At 70.7% G+C, this 15,632-nt stretch carries 14 protein-coding genes and 1 riboswitch; of the genes, 8 read left to right on the plus strand and 6 right to left on the minus strand.

The genetic code is table 11. The annotated features are described in order from the left end of the window. Nucleotides 1-105: 105 nt before the first annotated feature. On the minus strand, nt 106-1,038 hold the full coding sequence (locus I0C86_RS14560) for an ABC transporter substrate-binding protein (protein ID WP_196201750.1): 933 nt from the start codon (nt 1,036-1,038) through the stop codon (nt 106-108). A 108-nt stretch (nt 1,039-1,146) separates the two neighbouring features. Next, nucleotides 1,147-1,238: riboswitch (cobalamin riboswitch) on the minus strand. 190 nt (nt 1,239-1,428) lie between these two features. Here I0C86_RS14560 and I0C86_RS14565 point away from each other — a divergent pair. The 5 genes from I0C86_RS14565 to I0C86_RS14585 all read left to right on the plus strand — a co-directional run bounded on the left by I0C86_RS14565 (nt 1,429) and on the right by I0C86_RS14585 (nt 6,141). Further along, a complete protein-coding gene (locus tag I0C86_RS14565) occupies nt 1,429-2,256 on the plus strand; it encodes a phosphatase PAP2 family protein (RefSeq protein ID WP_196201751.1) in 828 nt (275 codons plus the stop codon). A 29-nt stretch (nt 2,257-2,285) separates the two neighbouring features. Next, a complete protein-coding gene (locus I0C86_RS14570; protein ID WP_196201752.1) occupies nt 2,286-3,020 on the plus strand; it encodes a phosphatase PAP2 family protein in 735 nt (244 codons plus the stop codon). 74 nt (nt 3,021-3,094) lie between these two features. Further along, nucleotides 3,095-3,367, plus strand: a complete 273-nt coding sequence (locus I0C86_RS44450; protein ID WP_196201753.1) for a winged helix-turn-helix transcriptional regulator — start codon at nt 3,095-3,097, stop codon at nt 3,365-3,367. A gap of 77 nt (nt 3,368-3,444) precedes the next feature. Then, entirely contained in the window at nt 3,445-5,283 is a 1,839-nt protein-coding gene (gene recQ, locus I0C86_RS14580) for a DNA helicase RecQ (RefSeq protein WP_196201754.1), read from the plus strand. A gap of 414 nt (nt 5,284-5,697) precedes the next feature. After that, the gene (locus I0C86_RS14585) at nt 5,698-6,141 is read left to right on the plus strand and encodes a hypothetical protein (RefSeq protein ID WP_196201755.1); all 444 of its coding nucleotides are present in this window, start codon (nt 5,698-5,700) and stop codon (nt 6,139-6,141) included. Nucleotides 6,142-6,212: 71 nt separating this feature from the next. Here the strand turns inward: I0C86_RS14585 and I0C86_RS14590 are convergent, their stop codons facing one another. Then, complete coding sequence (locus I0C86_RS14590) at nt 6,213-8,093, minus strand: M14 family metallopeptidase (RefSeq protein WP_407676307.1); 1,881 nt, start codon at nt 8,091-8,093, stop codon at nt 6,213-6,215. Nucleotides 8,094-8,369: 276 nt separating this feature from the next. Between I0C86_RS14590 and I0C86_RS14595 the strand changes: the two genes are divergently transcribed. Next, nucleotides 8,370-9,731, plus strand: a complete 1,362-nt coding sequence (locus I0C86_RS14595) for a C39 family peptidase (RefSeq protein WP_196201756.1) — start codon at nt 8,370-8,372, stop codon at nt 9,729-9,731. Nucleotides 9,732-9,805: 74 nt separating this feature from the next. Here I0C86_RS14595 and I0C86_RS14600 read toward each other — a convergent pair whose 3' ends face one another. From I0C86_RS14600 to mqnE, 4 genes are all read right to left on the minus strand, one after another. Further along, nucleotides 9,806-10,537 (minus strand): tyrosine-protein phosphatase, encoded by a 732-nt coding sequence (locus I0C86_RS14600; RefSeq protein ID WP_196201757.1) that lies wholly within the window; start codon nt 10,535-10,537, stop codon nt 9,806-9,808. A 183-nt stretch (nt 10,538-10,720) separates the two neighbouring features. Further along, entirely contained in the window at nt 10,721-11,014 is a 294-nt protein-coding gene (locus tag I0C86_RS14605) for a DUF4229 domain-containing protein (RefSeq protein WP_196201758.1), read from the minus strand. A gap of 14 nt (nt 11,015-11,028) precedes the next feature. Next, nucleotides 11,029-11,457, minus strand: a complete 429-nt coding sequence (locus tag I0C86_RS14610; protein WP_196201759.1) for a hypothetical protein — start codon at nt 11,455-11,457, stop codon at nt 11,029-11,031. Nucleotides 11,458-11,527: 70 nt separating this feature from the next. Continuing rightward, nucleotides 11,528-12,697 carry an aminofutalosine synthase MqnE gene (mqnE, locus tag I0C86_RS14615; protein WP_196201760.1) on the minus strand — a complete coding sequence of 390 codons (1,170 nt, stop codon included), beginning with the start codon at nt 12,695-12,697 and terminating at the stop codon, nt 11,528-11,530. Nucleotides 12,698-12,968: 271 nt separating this feature from the next. Between mqnE and I0C86_RS14620 the strand changes: the two genes are divergently transcribed. Then, a complete protein-coding gene (locus I0C86_RS14620) occupies nt 12,969-14,459 on the plus strand; it encodes a C40 family peptidase (protein WP_196201761.1) in 1,491 nt (496 codons plus the stop codon). Nucleotides 14,460-14,570: 111 nt separating this feature from the next. Beyond that, nucleotides 14,571-15,632: MSCRAMM family adhesin SdrC (locus I0C86_RS14625; protein ID WP_230394160.1), on the plus strand; the 1,062-nt coding region annotated here is incomplete at its 3' end.

Genomic DNA, 15,632 nt, shown 5'->3' on the forward strand with positions numbered 1-15,632 from the left:
GCCCGGCGGGTCGGACCGGCCGGCCATCCCGGGGCGGCCGGCCGGACGCGGCCGGCTCCCCGGGACGTACCGGCGTGCCCGTGGCACCCGGGGTGCCCGCTGTGCTCAAGCGGGAACCTTGGCCACCGCGTCGACGATCGCCCGGAGCAGTTCGACCACCCGTGGGCCCCAGCGCGAGGCGATGTCGTCGTCGAGCGCGACGACCTGGTTGTTCTTCACCGCGGTAACCCCGGCCCAGCCCTTGCGGGCCTTGACCGTCTCGGCGGACTGCTGGCAGCACTTGGTGTCGGCCAGGAAGACCAGGTCGGGGTTGGCCTTGATCAGGGCTTCCTCGGAGAGCTGCGGGTAGCCGCCCTTCGAACCGTCGGCGTCGGCCGGGTCGGCGATGTTCGTAAGGCCGACCATGCCGAACAGCGATCCGACGAACGTCCTGCTGGTCGCGGAGTAGTACTCCGGGCCGAGTTCGTAGAAGTAGGTCGGCTTCGTCGACCGTTGCGGCAGGTCCTTGACGAGCTTGCCGATGTCGTCCTTCATCCGCTGGACCACGTCCGCCGCCTCGTCCGGATGGCCGGTGAGCGTGCCGAGGTCGGTGAGCTGCTGGTACGTGTCGTCCAGCGTCTTCGCGGCGGGTGCCAGGTAGTGCGGGATCTTCAACTGGGTGAGCTGATCCACGATCTTGTTCAGGTCGTTGGTCAGCACCACCAGGTCGGGGTTCTTCGCGGCGATCGCCTCCGCGTTCGGGGTGAACGCGGAAAGTTCGGTCTTCGGCACGTCGGCCGGGAAGTTGGAGTTGTCGTCGACGGCGGCGACCTGGCCGCCGGCCCCGATCGCGAAGAGCATCTCGGTGGCGCTCGGCCCCAGTACGACGATCTTCTCGGGGCGCTTGTCGAGGGTGAGCGCGCCGACCGTGACCGGGAAGGTGGCGGCGCCGCTGGCCCCCGTACCCGGCTCCGGGGCGGAGTCGTCGGCACAGGCCCCGAGGGCGAGTACGGCCGTGGTCAACACCACGGCCAACAACCTGGGCGTACGTCTTCTCATCGGTCCTCCTGTCGGCTGAGGTCTGGTGCTCCGCCGACAGGTGCTGGTGCCCCCCGCCCACGGGGCGCCCTTCCTCGAAGGCGCGTTCCGCGACCGTGCCGCAGGCGACCTGGCTCATCCTCCGCTGGCTGCCCGTGCCGGGGGCGGCGACGAGCGCGGGAGACATCACAGTTGCGGGACAGCGCCGGTTTCGCACCGGCTTCGCTGCGGGGTGGTCGGGGAAAACCGTAGCGCATCCGCGTCGTCACCCGTCAGTGGCATCGCGCCATCCGCTGGACGTTCCCGCTGATCACAGTCGGCTGACCAACGCCGCCCTACCCGATCCGGCGGCCCGCGATCCGGAGCGGACCGACAGGAATCGTCGGCGGGATTGCCGGGTAACGGTGATCCATGCGATCGGCACAGCCAGGCACGGACGACCCGTCAACTCGAGGATGGTGGGAGAGACGCCTGGACCCAGACCGGTCCCTGGGACTGCGGCTGACCCTGGCTTCGGCCGCCGCGTTGCTCGTACTGGTCCCCTTCTCGGTGCTCGCCATCCTCGTCATCTCGGCCTGGTGGCCGCTGCGGCACCTCGACCAGGACATCGCCGAGACGCTGCATGGACATGCGGTGGCGAACCCGGGCTGGGTGTCGGCGACACAGATCTGGACCGACGTCTTCGGACCGGGGCCGCTGCGGGTGGCGGTCCTGGCGGTGGCGGCATGGCTGTGGTGGCGGGGCGCCCGTCGGGTGGCGCTCTGGGCCGTCACCACGATGGTGGCCGGCGGGGTGCTGGGCGCCACCCTGAAACTGATCTTCGGCCGGGATCGGCCCGACCTGCTGGATCCGGTGTCACACGCGCCGGGCTACTCCTTCCCGTCGGGCCACGCGCTGACGGCGGCGCTGGCGGCCGGCGTACTCCTGTTGGCTCTGCTGCCCTTCGTGAATGGGGCCGGCGACGCCCGGCGGCGACGCGCGGCGCGGTGCGGGCTGTGGGTGACCGCCGTGGTACTGACCGTGCTGACCGGGATGAGCCGGATCGCGCTCGGCGTGCACTGGATGAGCGACGTCCTGGGTGGCTGGGTCCTCGGTGCCGCCATGGTGGCGGCCACGACGGCGGCGTTCGCCACCTGGCGCGGGCACGTGGGCCGGCGCCCGACGTCACCGGTGCGCGAGGGCATGGTCGAGGAGGAGGGCGGGTCGCGGCCCGAGCCGGCAGCCCACCCGCAGGCGTAGCCGGATACGGCATCGGGTAGCAAGGGGCGATGTCCCTCGCTGAGATTCCCACCGTGCTCCGGCAGGCCATCCTCCGGCTCGTGCTGCCGACGGCCGTCCTCTACGGGTTCATGGTGGGCCTGGGGCTGCTGGTCACCAGGGTACTGAACGACGTCTGGCCGCTCACCGCCGAGGACGCGGTCAACCGGCGGTTCGAGGCGGAGCGGGACGGCACCCTGAACGCCGTCTCGCTGGTCTTCAGCACCATCGCGAGCACGTCGGCGGTCGTCGCGGTCACCGCGCTGGTGGCGATCGTCCTCGCGCTCTCCGGATGCCGGTGGCGGGAGCCGATGTTCCTCATCGGGGCGGTGAGCGCCCAGGCCCTGGTCTTCCTGCTCACCACGATGGCGATCGACCGGACGCGGCCCGCGGTCGAGCACATGGACACGTCACCGCCGACGTCGAGTTTCCCCTCCGGCCACACCTCGGCGTCCGTCGCCCTGTACTGCGGTCTGGCCCTCGTGCTGGCGACCCGGGCCCGACGCACCCCGGTCAAGGTGGCGTGGTGGTCGTTGCTGGTCGCGGTGCCGATCGGCGTCGCGCTGACCCGGATGTACCGGGGGATGCACCATCCCAGCGACGTCGTCGGATCGTTCGTCAACGCCGGAACCTGCCTGGTCATCATGGCGCGCGGCGTCCTGGACCGGACGGTCCGCTGGGGTCGCGGGCACGTCCCGGGCAGACGGGTGACCAGCCGCCGCCAGCCCAGCACCTCCGCCGCCTAGGCCCGCCCTGGCGGTCCCGCCACCGGACCGGCCGGAACAGGTTCACACCTGGGCCAGAGCCGGGAACGCGGCCCGTGGCTGCCCGCCGGCCCACCACAGCCCGATCGCGAGCGCCGCCGTCGCCTCGAGGTATCCGGCCCGCGTCAGCCCGCCGCACGGCGCCGGACCGGGAGGCCCCGCCCCGGGTGGACTACGCCCTGACCGAAGCGGGCAACGCCATCCTGGAGCCGATGCGGGCGATGGGTGCCTGGGCGACCAGGTACGCCAACGCGGTTCTCGACGCTCAGGAGCGGTTCGAGGCGCGGGAGACGTCCACCCGGTCCCGGTCCGCCCGGCCTCGCCGGTGAGGCCGTCGCCCGGACATCCGTGACGCCCGGTCCTTCCTGGCCCGCCAACCGGGCGGGCTGCTCGTAGAATCCCCCGGGTGACTTCTCCGACCGACCAGCGCACCGACGACGCATTGGGGGTGCTGCGTCGGGTCTTCGGCTACGACACCTTCCGGGACAACCAGCGGGAGATCATCGACCAGGTCGTCGGTGGCGGTGACGCGCTGGTGCTCATGCCGACCGGTGGCGGCAAGTCGCTGTGCTACCAGATCCCGGCACTCGTCCGGGACGGGGTCGCGGTCGTCGTCTCGCCGCTCATCGCGCTGATGCAGGACCAGGTCGACGCCCTGACGACCCTCGGCGTACGGGCCGGATTCCTCAACTCGACGCAGGATTTCGAGGCTCGCCGGCTGGTCGAGTCGGCCTTCGTCGCCGGCGATCTCGACCTGCTCTACCTCGCCCCGGAGGCGCTGCGGACCGAGTCCGTGCTCCGGCTCCTCGACCGGGGCAAGATCGCACTGTTCGCGATCGACGAGGCGCACTGCGTCGCGCAGTGGGGCCACGACTTCCGGCCCGACTACCTGGCGCTGTCGATGCTGCACGAACGGTGGCCGGCCGTACCCCGGATCGCGCTGACCGCCACGGCGACCCCGGCGACCCATGCCGAGATCGCCGCCCGGCTGAATCTCGGGAACGCCCGCCACTTCGTGGCCAGCTTCGACCGGCCCAACATCCAGTACCGGATCGTGCCGAAGCGGGAGCCGAAGAAGCAGCTCCTCGACCTGCTCCGGACCGAGCACCCCGGCGACGCCGGGATCGTCTACTGCCTGTCCCGGGCGTCGGTGGACAAGACCGCCGAGTTCCTGGTGCAGAACGGAATTCCGGCGCTGCCGTACCACGCCGGACTCGACTCGGGCACCCGCGCGGCCAACCAACACCGGTTCCTGCGCGAGGACGGGCTGGTGATGGTCGCGACGATCGCCTTCGGGATGGGGATCGACAAACCCGACGTACGGTTCGTCGCCCACCTCGACCTACCGAAGTCGATCGAGGGCTACTACCAGGAGACCGGTCGGGCCGGCCGCGACGGTCTGCCGTCCACCGCCTGGCTGGCGTACGGGCTCTCCGACGTCGTGCAGCAACGCAAGATGATCGACAGCTCCGACGGCGACCGGGCCCGCCGCCAGGTGCTCGCCGCACACCTCGACGCCATGCTCGCGCTCTGTGAGACGGTGCAGTGCCGGCGGGAACAACTGCTCGGGTACTTCGGCCAGCAGAGCACCGGATGCGGCAACTGCGACACCTGCCTGACCCCGCCGGAGTCCTGGGACGGGACCGTCGCGGCACAGAAACTCCTCTCCACCGTGCTGCGCCTGCACCGGGAACGCGACCAGAAGTTCGGCGCCGGTCAGTCCATCGACATCCTGCTCGGCCGCAGGACGGACAAGGTCGCCCAGTACCGCCACGACACCCTGAGCGTCTTCGGTATCGGCACCGAGCTGACCGAGTCCGAGTGGCGCGGCGTGGTCCGGCAACTGCTCGCCCAGGGACTGCTCGCGGTCGAGGGCGACTACGGCACGCTGAGCCTCACCGAGTCGAGCGGCGACGTACTCGGCAAGCGGCGCGAGGTGACGATGCGGCGGGAGGCGCCCCGGGCGGCAGCCTCCCGGACGTCGAAGCCCCGGGCCGGCGGGTCCACCGCCGCCGTCGAGCTGTCCCCGGACGCCGAGCCGGTGTTCGAACGGCTCCGGGCCTGGCGTGCGGCCACCGCCAAGGAGCAGGGCGTTCCGGCGTACGTCATCTTCCACGACGCGACCCTGCGCCAGATCGCGGCCGAGCCTCCGGCGACGCTGACCGACCTCGCCCGGGTCAACGGCGTCGGGGAGAACAAGCTCGCCAAGTACGGCCAGCAGATCCTGGACACGCTCGCGGTGTGACGCAGGTTCTCCGGTAAGAATCCGGCTGCTCCGCGCACTACTGGGCGGGAGCGGTACCGCGACGAGGTCCGGCAATCGGCCCTTGCCGCCGAACTGCGCGCCTGGGTCCGGGAGGCGGACGAGGACGTGGCCGAGCACGGGACGCTGATGGGCTGGACGCTGCTGCTCCACGCCACCTGGACCGACGAGACCCCACCGGCCGGCACCGACCGCAGGCGCTCACCGACCAGCTGAGTCGACCACACCGGAGGCTGGTGCGGGCCGAGCACTCGCCCGGCCCGCACCGCCTGTCCCAGCCACCCGGAACAGCGAGCCATGATCACGTTAAGTTCGGCTCGCTGTTTCCGGCCACAATCTTCGCGATCACGAAGCGGCCACCCTGAGCAGGTGGGGCCGGCGGGGTTTCAGTCGGTCGTGGGTGCATCGGGATGGGGCTACGTCGTCGCGTACCAGCCGGATCTGGGCGCGGCGCTGGATGCGTTGCGCCAGAAGGTGTTCGCCGAGGGCGACTACTGGTGGGCGCGCGGCGAATTGGGCCACTCGGCGAGCGACTACGACAACCGCCCGGCCACCATGCGTGAACTCTTCGCCGACGAGTGGGTGCAGGAGAGCGGAACCCACTCGATCCTCGACATGTACCGGGTGCTGGGCGACGGGGAAAAGCCGGATCACGGCACGGTGGAGCCGGTGACGAAGGCGGAGGCCCTCCAGTACACCGGCACCGAGCTACCTACCCGGGAACACGTCGTCGCGATGGGTGATCTGGTTCGGGATCGCTGGTTCGGCCGCTGCGTGGTCCTGCACGACGCAGCGGGCCAGCCGCAGGAGATCTACTTCTGGGGCTTCTCCGGCGACTGAGCCGTGGTCTCCGGCCACCCCTGACGAGGTGGCCGGAGAGTGGCCGGAGACCACGGGCCAGGCGGTGACGGTCAGGAACTGGTGATCGTCACGTTGTCGACGGCCGCCTCGACCAGGCTCGCCCCGGAGGCGTCGGCGGTCTGGACCAGCAGTCGGACCGACTGCCCGGCGTACGCGGACAGGTTGGCGGTGGCGGTCGCCCAGGAGCCGTTGCGGTTGCTCGCCGCACCGGCCTGGTTGAACACCTGGGTCGTGCCGCCGCTGTGCACCACGCTCACCCGGAGGTAGTCCGCCGACGAGGCGTTCGACCCGTGCGCGAGGTACCAGGCCAGGGAGAGCGTCAGCGTTCCGCTGGCCGGCAGGGTGATCGCCGGGGACTGGGCGCTGGTGGCGCCGCCGTCCACGTCGTAGTCACCGGCTGCCGAGCCGGCGAGCCGACCGGTGACCAGGTCGTTGCTGCCGGCGTACGGGGCGAGTTGCTTGGCCCCGCTGGAGGTGGTCGCCTGGGCCGTACCCCGCTCGAAGGCCCCGGAGGTGGCGGTGTCCGTACCCGACGGGTTGATCGTCCAACCGGTCGCGGTCTCGAAGGTGTCCGACCAGACCGTGGTGCCGCCGCCGGTTCCGCAGTACGTGGCCTCCAGCCCGACCGCCCGGTACGGACAGTCGGCGTACTCGGCCAGGAGCAGCACCGCCTCGCGGTTCCGCGACGTCTGCGCCGGGATGACCTCGTCGGGCGGGTAGAAGCCGCCGCCGCTGGCCGAGCCCGGGTACATCTCGAAGGTGTACGCGAAGATGTTGTGGGTCGCCCACATCCAGTCCAGGCTGTCCCCGTCGGTGATGTAGAGGTCGCTGGACTGTTCCGGGGTGTAGCTGTTGGTGGCCGCCATCTGCTGGCCGATGGTCCGGAACGTCCGCTCCTGGTCGGCGCTCAGCCCCGGCGCGGTGTTGGCGGTGGTGTAGCCGTACGGCCAGAGCACGAGCTGCGAGTACGTGTGGAAGTCGATGTTGGCCTTGATCTGCTGCGTACCGCCGACGACCCGGCTGTTGACGAAGTCGCGCAGCCGGGCGGTCTCCGGCGCGGAGAACGCCGACGGGCCCCGGTACGTCTCCGAGGAGGTCGTGCCGGACGAGCCACCGCAGCAGCCCCAGTTGTAGCCCCAGTTGCGGTTCAGGTCGGTGCCGACGTTCGACGATCCGCTGTTCGGCTGCCGGTTCTTCCGCCAGGACCGGTAGGAGCCGGTGGCGATGTCGTACTCGCTGCCGTCCGGGTTGACGGTCGGAACGATCCAGATCTCCCGGCTGTTGACGATGTTGGTGATCCGGGAGTCCGAGCCGTAGCTGTCGGTGAAGAGGTTCAGCAGGTAGATCGCCATCTCCACGGTCAGGTGCTCGCGGGCGTGCTGCTGGGAGTTGAACAGGATCTCCGGCTCGTTCTCGTCCGTCGCGACGTTGTCGGAGATCTTGATGACCGGCAGGTCACGCCCCTCGTACGAGGTTCCCATGCTGGTCCGGCGGGCGATCGTCGGATGGTCGGCGACGACCTGGTTGAGCACCGTGTTCAGTTCGGCGTAGTTGTGGAACGCGGAGTCGGCCGGCGGGAAGTCGAGGATCCCGATGTCGCCGTTCGGCTGTCCCCGGTCCGGTGGCGCCGGTACGGCCGCCACCTCGAAGCCGAGTGCGGTGATCGCCTTGACCTCGGCGGCGGTGGCGGTCACGTGCAGCACGCCGTGCTCGACGTAGTCGATGGCGGTACCGGTGCGGGCGACGGCGTTGCGGTCGGCCAGGGTACGCGGACCGAGGACCCGGTACTCGGCGGTGGTGTCCGGTTCGGCGGCGGTCGTCTGGTCCGGCTGGGCGCTGGCGGCGACCGGGCCGGAAACGGCCGCGAGAAGTCCGATCACGACGGCGCCGGCGAGTACCGCCATCCGGCGTGGTGTGCTCCGGCCCGCGATGGTGGGCCGGGCGACGGTCCGGTGCCGGATCGACGGCCGGGACATCAGGGTGCGGAAGGGCATGAAGACCTCCTGGGGGTAGGGAGGATCCCGCTGGGTAGTGCCCACTGCACCATCCGTTCCATGGTCATATCAATATTGATCACTCCGAGTCCCATGCCAGTCTGCCCCTCATCCCGGCAAAGATTTTCCTAGCTCGAAGCTCTGGCGAAAGTTCCTGCCGAGCGGAATAGTGACGACAGGACAGGACCCGACCTTCGTCCCCGCGGAGCACCGATGGCCAGACCCCCGTTTCCGACCAGCCGGCGGGCGTTCGTCTTCGCCGGAATCACCACACTCGCCCTGCTCGGCACCGCCGCCCCGGCCGGAGCCACCGTGCCCCAGACCGGCAAGCGGCCGGTCAGCCACGACGAGCAGATCACCTACCAGGACTGGTCCAGCTACGCCGACTGGCGTGGCGGCAGCCACCAGGGCACGGTCGCGATCCCCGGCGTCCGTACCGGGATCACCATGCTGCGGCCGTTCGGCACCACCGAGTACGCCGATCCGCACACCGGAATCACGAAGACCTGGGCGTACAGCACCTGGACGTCACCGGTCACCTCGGTCGGCTTCGACGCCAGCGAACTCGTCGCCTCGTGGAACGCCGACACCCCCGCCGGCACCTGGATCCAGATCGAGCTGCAGGGCACCTACAACACCGGCAACCAGACCCCGTGGTACGTCATGGGCCGCTGGGCCTCCGGTGACCAGGACATCCGGCGGACCACAGTCAACCGGCAGGGCGACCCCTGGTCGACGATCTGGACCGACACCTTCTCGATCGACGACGTCGCGAACGGGGTGATGCTGCGGGCGTACCAGTTGCGGTTGACCCTCTACCGTGCCCCGGACGCCCGGCACGCGCCCCGGGTCCGGATGCTCGGCGCGATGAGTTCGATGGTGCCGGACCGGTTCAGCGTGCCGCCGAGCGCCGGCCGGATCGCCTGGGGGCGGGAACTGCGCGTCCCGACCTACTCGCAGAACGTCCACGCCGGCCACTATCCCGAGTACGACGGCGGCGGCCAGGCCTGGTGCTCGCCGACCTCCACCGAGATGGTGGTGGAGTACTGGGGCCAGAAGCCGTCCGCCGAGGACACCTCCTGGGTGAATCCCGACTATCCGGACCACACGGTCAACCACGCCGCCCGGATGGTCTACGACTACGCGTACGAGGGCGCCGGCAACTGGCCGTTCAACACCGCGTACGCGGCCTCGTTCCCGGGGCTGGACGCGAAGGTGACCCGGCTGCACTCCCTCGACGAGGTGGAACACTTCATCAAGGCCGGCATACCGGTGGTGACCAGCCAGTCCTTCCTGGCCGAGGAGCTCGACGGCGCCAACTACGGCACCTCGGGACACCTCTTCGTGGTGGTCGGGTTCACCAGAGACGGTGACGTGATCATCAACGATCCGGCGTCGTCCAGCAACGACGTGGTCCGCAACGTCTACCAGCGCGAGCAGTTCGAGCAGATCTGGCTGCGGACCAAGCGGACCAACGCCAGCGGCGGAGTGTCGAGTGGCTCCGGCGGCATCGCGTACCTGATCAAGCCGTGGTGGAAGCCCTGGCCGAAGCTGCCCGGCTCGACCAACTGGTAGCCACCACGCGGCAAGCCCCTGGGGAGGGAACATCGGCCCCGTACCCGGTCAACGTCGCCCGGGTGCGGGGCCGGTCATCCGTCGAGCAGTTGCCGGCGCAGCGCGGCCCGCAGGTCGTCGTCGACGCCGAGCCGGTCGCTGGCGTACCGGTCCACCGAACCGTGGTTGGCGGCCAGGTCCGCCAGCACGAGTCGGATGACCTCGGCCGGCGCCCGCCCGTATCCGGGCCAGCGGGGCGGACGGCCACCGTTCACGGCACTCCAGTCCGCGACCAGCCGGTCCGTGGCCAGCTCGGTCAGCGCGAAGTCCGCGACGATCTCCTCCTCCGGAACGCCCAACAGGGTCAGCACGAGCACGGCGAGCAGCCCGGTCCGGTCCTTGCCCGACGCGCAGTGGAAGACCAGCGGACCGGTGTCCTCGGCGGCGATCACCTCCAGCGCCTGCCGCAACTCCTTGACCCCGTCGAGGGCGACCTCGGCGTACCGGTCGGCGAGGTAGCGCCACGGATCGAGGGCCGGATCGATCTCGGCCTGGTTGTACGGCCGGTGTTCCACGCTCAGGTTGTGGTACGTCAGGCTCTCGTGTTCCGGCACCCGCCCCTTCGCCTCGACCTCCCACGGATAGCGCAGGTCGATCACGGTACGCACGCCGAGGGTCAGGAAGCGGTCCCAGTCCCGCCCCCGCAGTTTCGCCAGCGAGTCCGAGCGGTACAACCGTCCCCACCGGACGGTGTGGCCGTCGGCCGTCCGGTAGCCGCCGAGATCCCGGAAGTTGTGCAGACGGTCGAACTCGACGTGTCGGTTCACCCGGTCACCCTATGCCCCGGACCGGACGGAGCAGCCGGACCGGACGGAGCAGCCGGACCGGACGGAGCAGCCGGACCGGACGGAGCAGCCGGACCGGACGGAGCAGCCGGACCGGACGGAGCAGCCGGACCGGGCGGCAGGACCGGCCCTACCAGCCGGCACGCCGGGTCGGTTCGGGCGCGATCAGCGTACGGTGTCCGGCTTGTCGCCCGATTCTTCCGCCGCGGCCGGCCGGTCGTCCCCGGCCAGCGCGGCGCGGAGCCGTTCCTTCTCGGCCCGGCGCTTCTCCGCCGCACCGGCCAGCTGCTGGGCCATCTGGTCCCGCCAACCCCGGAGCAGGAAGAAGGCGAGCGCGGCGGAGAACGCCACCGCCAGCATGAGCTTGAGGAAGATGTTCGCCTCGACCGGCCAGAGCGCCAGGGCCACCACCACGAACAGACCGATCCGGCCCAGCGTGTACTTCACCGCGGGACTCATCTCTCCATCTCCGATCAGCTCGTCCGGCCGGCGAGCCAGCGGATGCCGACAAACCAGACCAACGCGTACGCCACGGCGAAGACGGCGGCGCCCAACCCGCCCGAGACCAGCGGCGGGGCCCCGGCTGCCAACCCGGCGGCCAGCAGCCCGGCGGCGATTCCGACGGCGGCGGCCACCAGCGCGCCAGCTACCCGGGCGGGCCCGAAGTTCCAGGCCCGGAACTCCTCGACGAAGACCCACGCCGGCAGGATCACCGCCAGCCAGCCGTTCGCCCGGCCGAACTCGCCGATGCCGAGCAGCGCGAAGATCCAGTCGAAGACCAGCAGCGCCACCACTCCGACGACCACCCCGGCCAGGGTCACCCCGAGCAGATCGGCCAGGACCACGATCCGCCGGTCGTCGTCGCGCCGGGGAAAGGGTGCCCGCTCACTTCGCTCGCTCATGACGCGTCGAGCGTACGTGAGCCGGGGCGGATCGGCCCGAGCCGGGCCGCCGTCCACCGGGCCGAGCGGATCAGGCCCAGACCTGCTGGGGCTCGGACCGTCGGTGCGCCAGCGTCGGCGGGGCGTCGTACTCGCGCACGACGTTGTACCGGGTGTCCCGTTCGACCGGCCGGAACCCGGCGTCCCAGATCAGCTCCAGCAGATCTTCCCGGTGCATCGTGTTCGGCGTGCCGTACGAGTCGGCATCGTGGGTGATCTTGTATTCGACCACCGACCCGTCCAGGTCGTCCGCGCCGAAGTTGAGCGAGAGCTGGGCCACCGACAACCCGTGCATCACCCAGAAGCACTTCACGTGCGGCACGTTGTCGAGCAGCAGCCGGGACACGGCGAACGTCTTCAACGACTCGGCCGGGGACGCCATCGTCGTCCGTTCCTGGAGCCGGTTACGGATCTTGCCGTCCGCCGAGTCGACGAAGTCGTGCTGGTAGCGCAACGGGATGAAGACGGTGAAGCCGCCCGTCTCGTCCTGCAACTCCCGCAGCCGTAGTACGTGGTCGACCCGGTGCCGAGGCTCCTCGATGTGGCCGTAGAGCATGGTCGACGGGGTCCGCAGCCCCTTGGCGTGCGCCAACCGGTGGATCCGGGACCAGTCCTCCCAGTGGCAGTCGTGATCCACGATGTGCTGCCGGACCTCCCAGTCGAAGATCTCCGCCCCACCGCCGGTCAGCGACTCCAGGCCGGCGTCGATGAGTTCGTCGAGGATCTCGTCGGCGGGCAGGCCGCTGATCTTCTCGAACCACTGCACCTCGGTGGCGGTGAACGCCTTCAACTTGACGTCCGGCAGCGCCGCCTTCAGCTCGCGCAGCACCTTCGGGTAGTAGCGCCAGGGCAGGGTGGGGTGCAGCCCGTTGACGATGTGCAACTCGGTGAGTTGCTGGCCCTCCATCTCCTTCGCCTTACGCACGGCCTCCTCGACGCGCATGGTGTACGCGTCGGACTCGCCTGGTTTGCGCTGGAAGGAGCAGTACGCACAGCTGGCCGAGCAGACGTTGGTGAGGTTCAGGTGCCGGTTGACGTTGAACATCACCCGGTCACCGTTGAGCTCGGTACGCCGGTGGTGCGCCAGCCGCCCGAGCCAGACCAGATCGTCGCTGGCGTAGAGTTCCTCGCCGTCGGCCCGGCTGAGCCGTTCCCCGGCGTAGACCTTCTCCTCCAGCTCACGCTTTCGTCCGGCATCCATGCCAGCCACGTCCCTCCAGCAGCGATCCCCCACCAGCCCGATCTTCGACGAGCCTACGTGGACCCCTCTGCCGGCAACCCGGACCGGTCGCCGACAGCGACGAAGTTCACCGTCCGGCGCGTCCGGTTAACCGGGTTCTCAGCGTCTCGTTACCCGCTTCCGGATCGACATCCCCAGCACATTGAGGTAAGACAAAGTGGGACGCGATACACACTCAAGGCGATACCACGGCCGGGTCGATGCCGCCGTGGTGCGCCGGACGGGAAGCGGCATGACCAACAGCAGGCGCGGACGACCGGCGCGACCGGGCATCACCGTCTCCCCGGTGTTACGCCCGATGCTCTGGTCCGCCCTGGTCGGCGCGATCGTCGCCGGGGCGCTCGCCAGCCCGGTCTACGCCGAACCGCCACTGCCGAACACCATCCCCGACTCCGGCGTACGCCCCCTGCCGGTCGGCGTGCCGGCCGTGCCCGGCACCGTCACGACACCACCGTCGTACCCGCAGATCCCGGCCGTCAACGGCCCGCTGGCGAGTCAGATATACGCGCTGGAGGTCGAGGTCGCCCAGCTCGGCGAGCAACTGCTGCAGCTGCGCCAGGCGCGGGACACGGCCGCCACCGAACTGACCGCCGCCGACGGGGTCCGGATCAAGGCCCGGGACGAAGTGGCCAGGGCCCGTGCTTCGGCGGACAGCGCGGCGGCGGGTGCGCTCAAGGACGCCGCAGGTCTGCCGCCGGGCGCCTTCGGTACCGATCTGCACGGCCTCGACCTGCTCAGCCGGATCCAGCGTGGCGAGGAGCGCAGCGGCGACTCCACCCTCGCCGCCAGCGAGGTGGCCCGGGCGCTCCAGGCCGAGCAGGCGGCAGGGGCGGCCTACCAGGCGGCCGCTACCAAGTCCACGCAGGCGGCCGATGCGTTCACGGCGGCGGAGAGGCGGTACAAGGAGCGGTCCGCCGCCCTGGTGACGCTCAAGCGCAACAACGCGGATCAGCTGGCGGCGATCGAACGCGCCCAGGAAGCGGCCGAGCAGCTCCTCGGCGGCCAGATCGGCACCGACAGCGTCGCCGGGATGGTGGCGCATCCCAAGGCGCTGGGTGCGATGCGTTACGCACTCGCCCAGCGGGGCGACCCCTACCTGTGGGGTGCCGAGGGTCCGGACCGGTTCGACTGCTCCGGGCTGATGCTGGCCGCCTATCTGTCCCAGGGCAAGCGGATCCCCCGGGTGTCACGGGACCAGTACAACGGCACCCGCAACCAGAGCGTCGCACGGGAGGCTCTGCTCCCCGGCGATCTCATCTTCTTCGCCTCCGGCCGCAGTTGGACCACCATCCACCACGTCGGGATGTACATCGGTGGCGGCAAGATGGTCCACTCGCCCACCACGGGCGAGGTGGTCAAGGTCTCCACCGTCTGGTGGTCCCGGTTCTACGCGGCGACCCGGGTCTTCCCCGCGGTGCCGGCGCCCGCCACGACCACGCCACCGCCGACCACACCGCCACCGACGACCACGAAGCCGCCCACCACGCCACCGCCGACCACCACGAAGCCGCCCACCACGCCACCGCCGACCACCACGAAGCCACCCGCCACGCCACCGCCGACCACCACGCCACCGGCGACCACGCCACCGGCGACCACGTCTGCGCCGAAGCCGGACCCGTCGACCAACCAGCCGACGACCCCCACGGCGAACGCGACGACGGGCGGACCGAGCGCCACCCGGTCGGCTCCGACAGCGGACGGTAGTCCCAGCGAGGGCTGACGGTGCCGGCCGGCGGCCGGCTGTGCGCTCGTGCTGAGATATGGCACGGTGAGGGTTGACGTACTTCCGGCCCGGCCCACCGGTCCGGGGCGTGGGGCGCGGGAGGCAACAATGGACAAATCGCAGGTCAGGCCGGGCGACGGGGACGGACCGCCAGGTCCCGACGATCCGGCGGGCCCTCCGCCGTCCGTACGGGACGGGCAGGACGAACTGTCTCCGTTGCCACCCCCGCCACCGGTCGGCACTGCCCTGCCGGAGCCACCGGGCGAGGACGAACTGCCCGAGGCGTACGAACCGCCTCCGCCCCCGCCCGCCGGGGCGCTCTGGGCCGACCAGCCTCAACGGGGTCCGGCCGAGCGGGCCGGGTCCGAAACGGATCGGGACCCGGTCGGCGTGGATTCGGCTGACGTGGATTCGGCTGGCGACGAGGGAGCAGCGGTACCGGAAACGGACGACGTACCGCCGGAGGACGAAGAGGCTCGGAGCGTGCCATCGGCCGAGGAGGAGGTTCGGACGTCACCGAACCCCGCCGACGCCCTGCCCGAGCCCGTTCCTGCCGTAGACGCCACCGTCGCGCCCGATCCCGCCCCGGACGCCACCGCCACGCAGGACCCCGCTCCTGTCGTCGGGGCCACCACCACGCCCGGTTCCGGCCCCGATCCTGCTCCCGACACCGACACCGACACCGATCCTGTCCCGGGTGCCGGTTCAGGTCCCGACGCGGACGCCGACACCGATCTCGATCCCGCCGACACCGATGTCGCCCCCGGTCCTGTCTCCGCCGACAACGCCGACGCCGGTCCCGACCCCGACGCTGACGCCAGTCCGGACGCCGACACCGACGCTGACGCCAGTCCCGACGCCGACACCGGTCCCGACACCGACGCCGGTCCGGACGCCGACGCTGACGGCGACGGCGATCCTGCGGACGTACCGGCTGTCGTCGCCGCCAGAGGATCCGAACCACCCGCGTCGAATGCCGGTCTGGCAGCCCCGGCCCCGGCGGGAACGCCAGCGGCCCGGGGCCGCGCCGCGACCGCAGCCGTCACGACGCCGAGTGCCGCTGACATCGCCTCGATGCCTGCCACCGCGTCGGGCAGCCGGACCTATCGGGCCGGCGACCTGGCCAAGGCCGCCCCCGCCGCATCCCCGGCTCCCTCCGCTCTCTCCGCT

The organism is Plantactinospora alkalitolerans, from assembly GCF_015690345.1.
Taxonomy (GTDB): Bacteria; Actinomycetota; Actinomycetes; order Mycobacteriales; family Micromonosporaceae; genus Plantactinospora; species Plantactinospora alkalitolerans.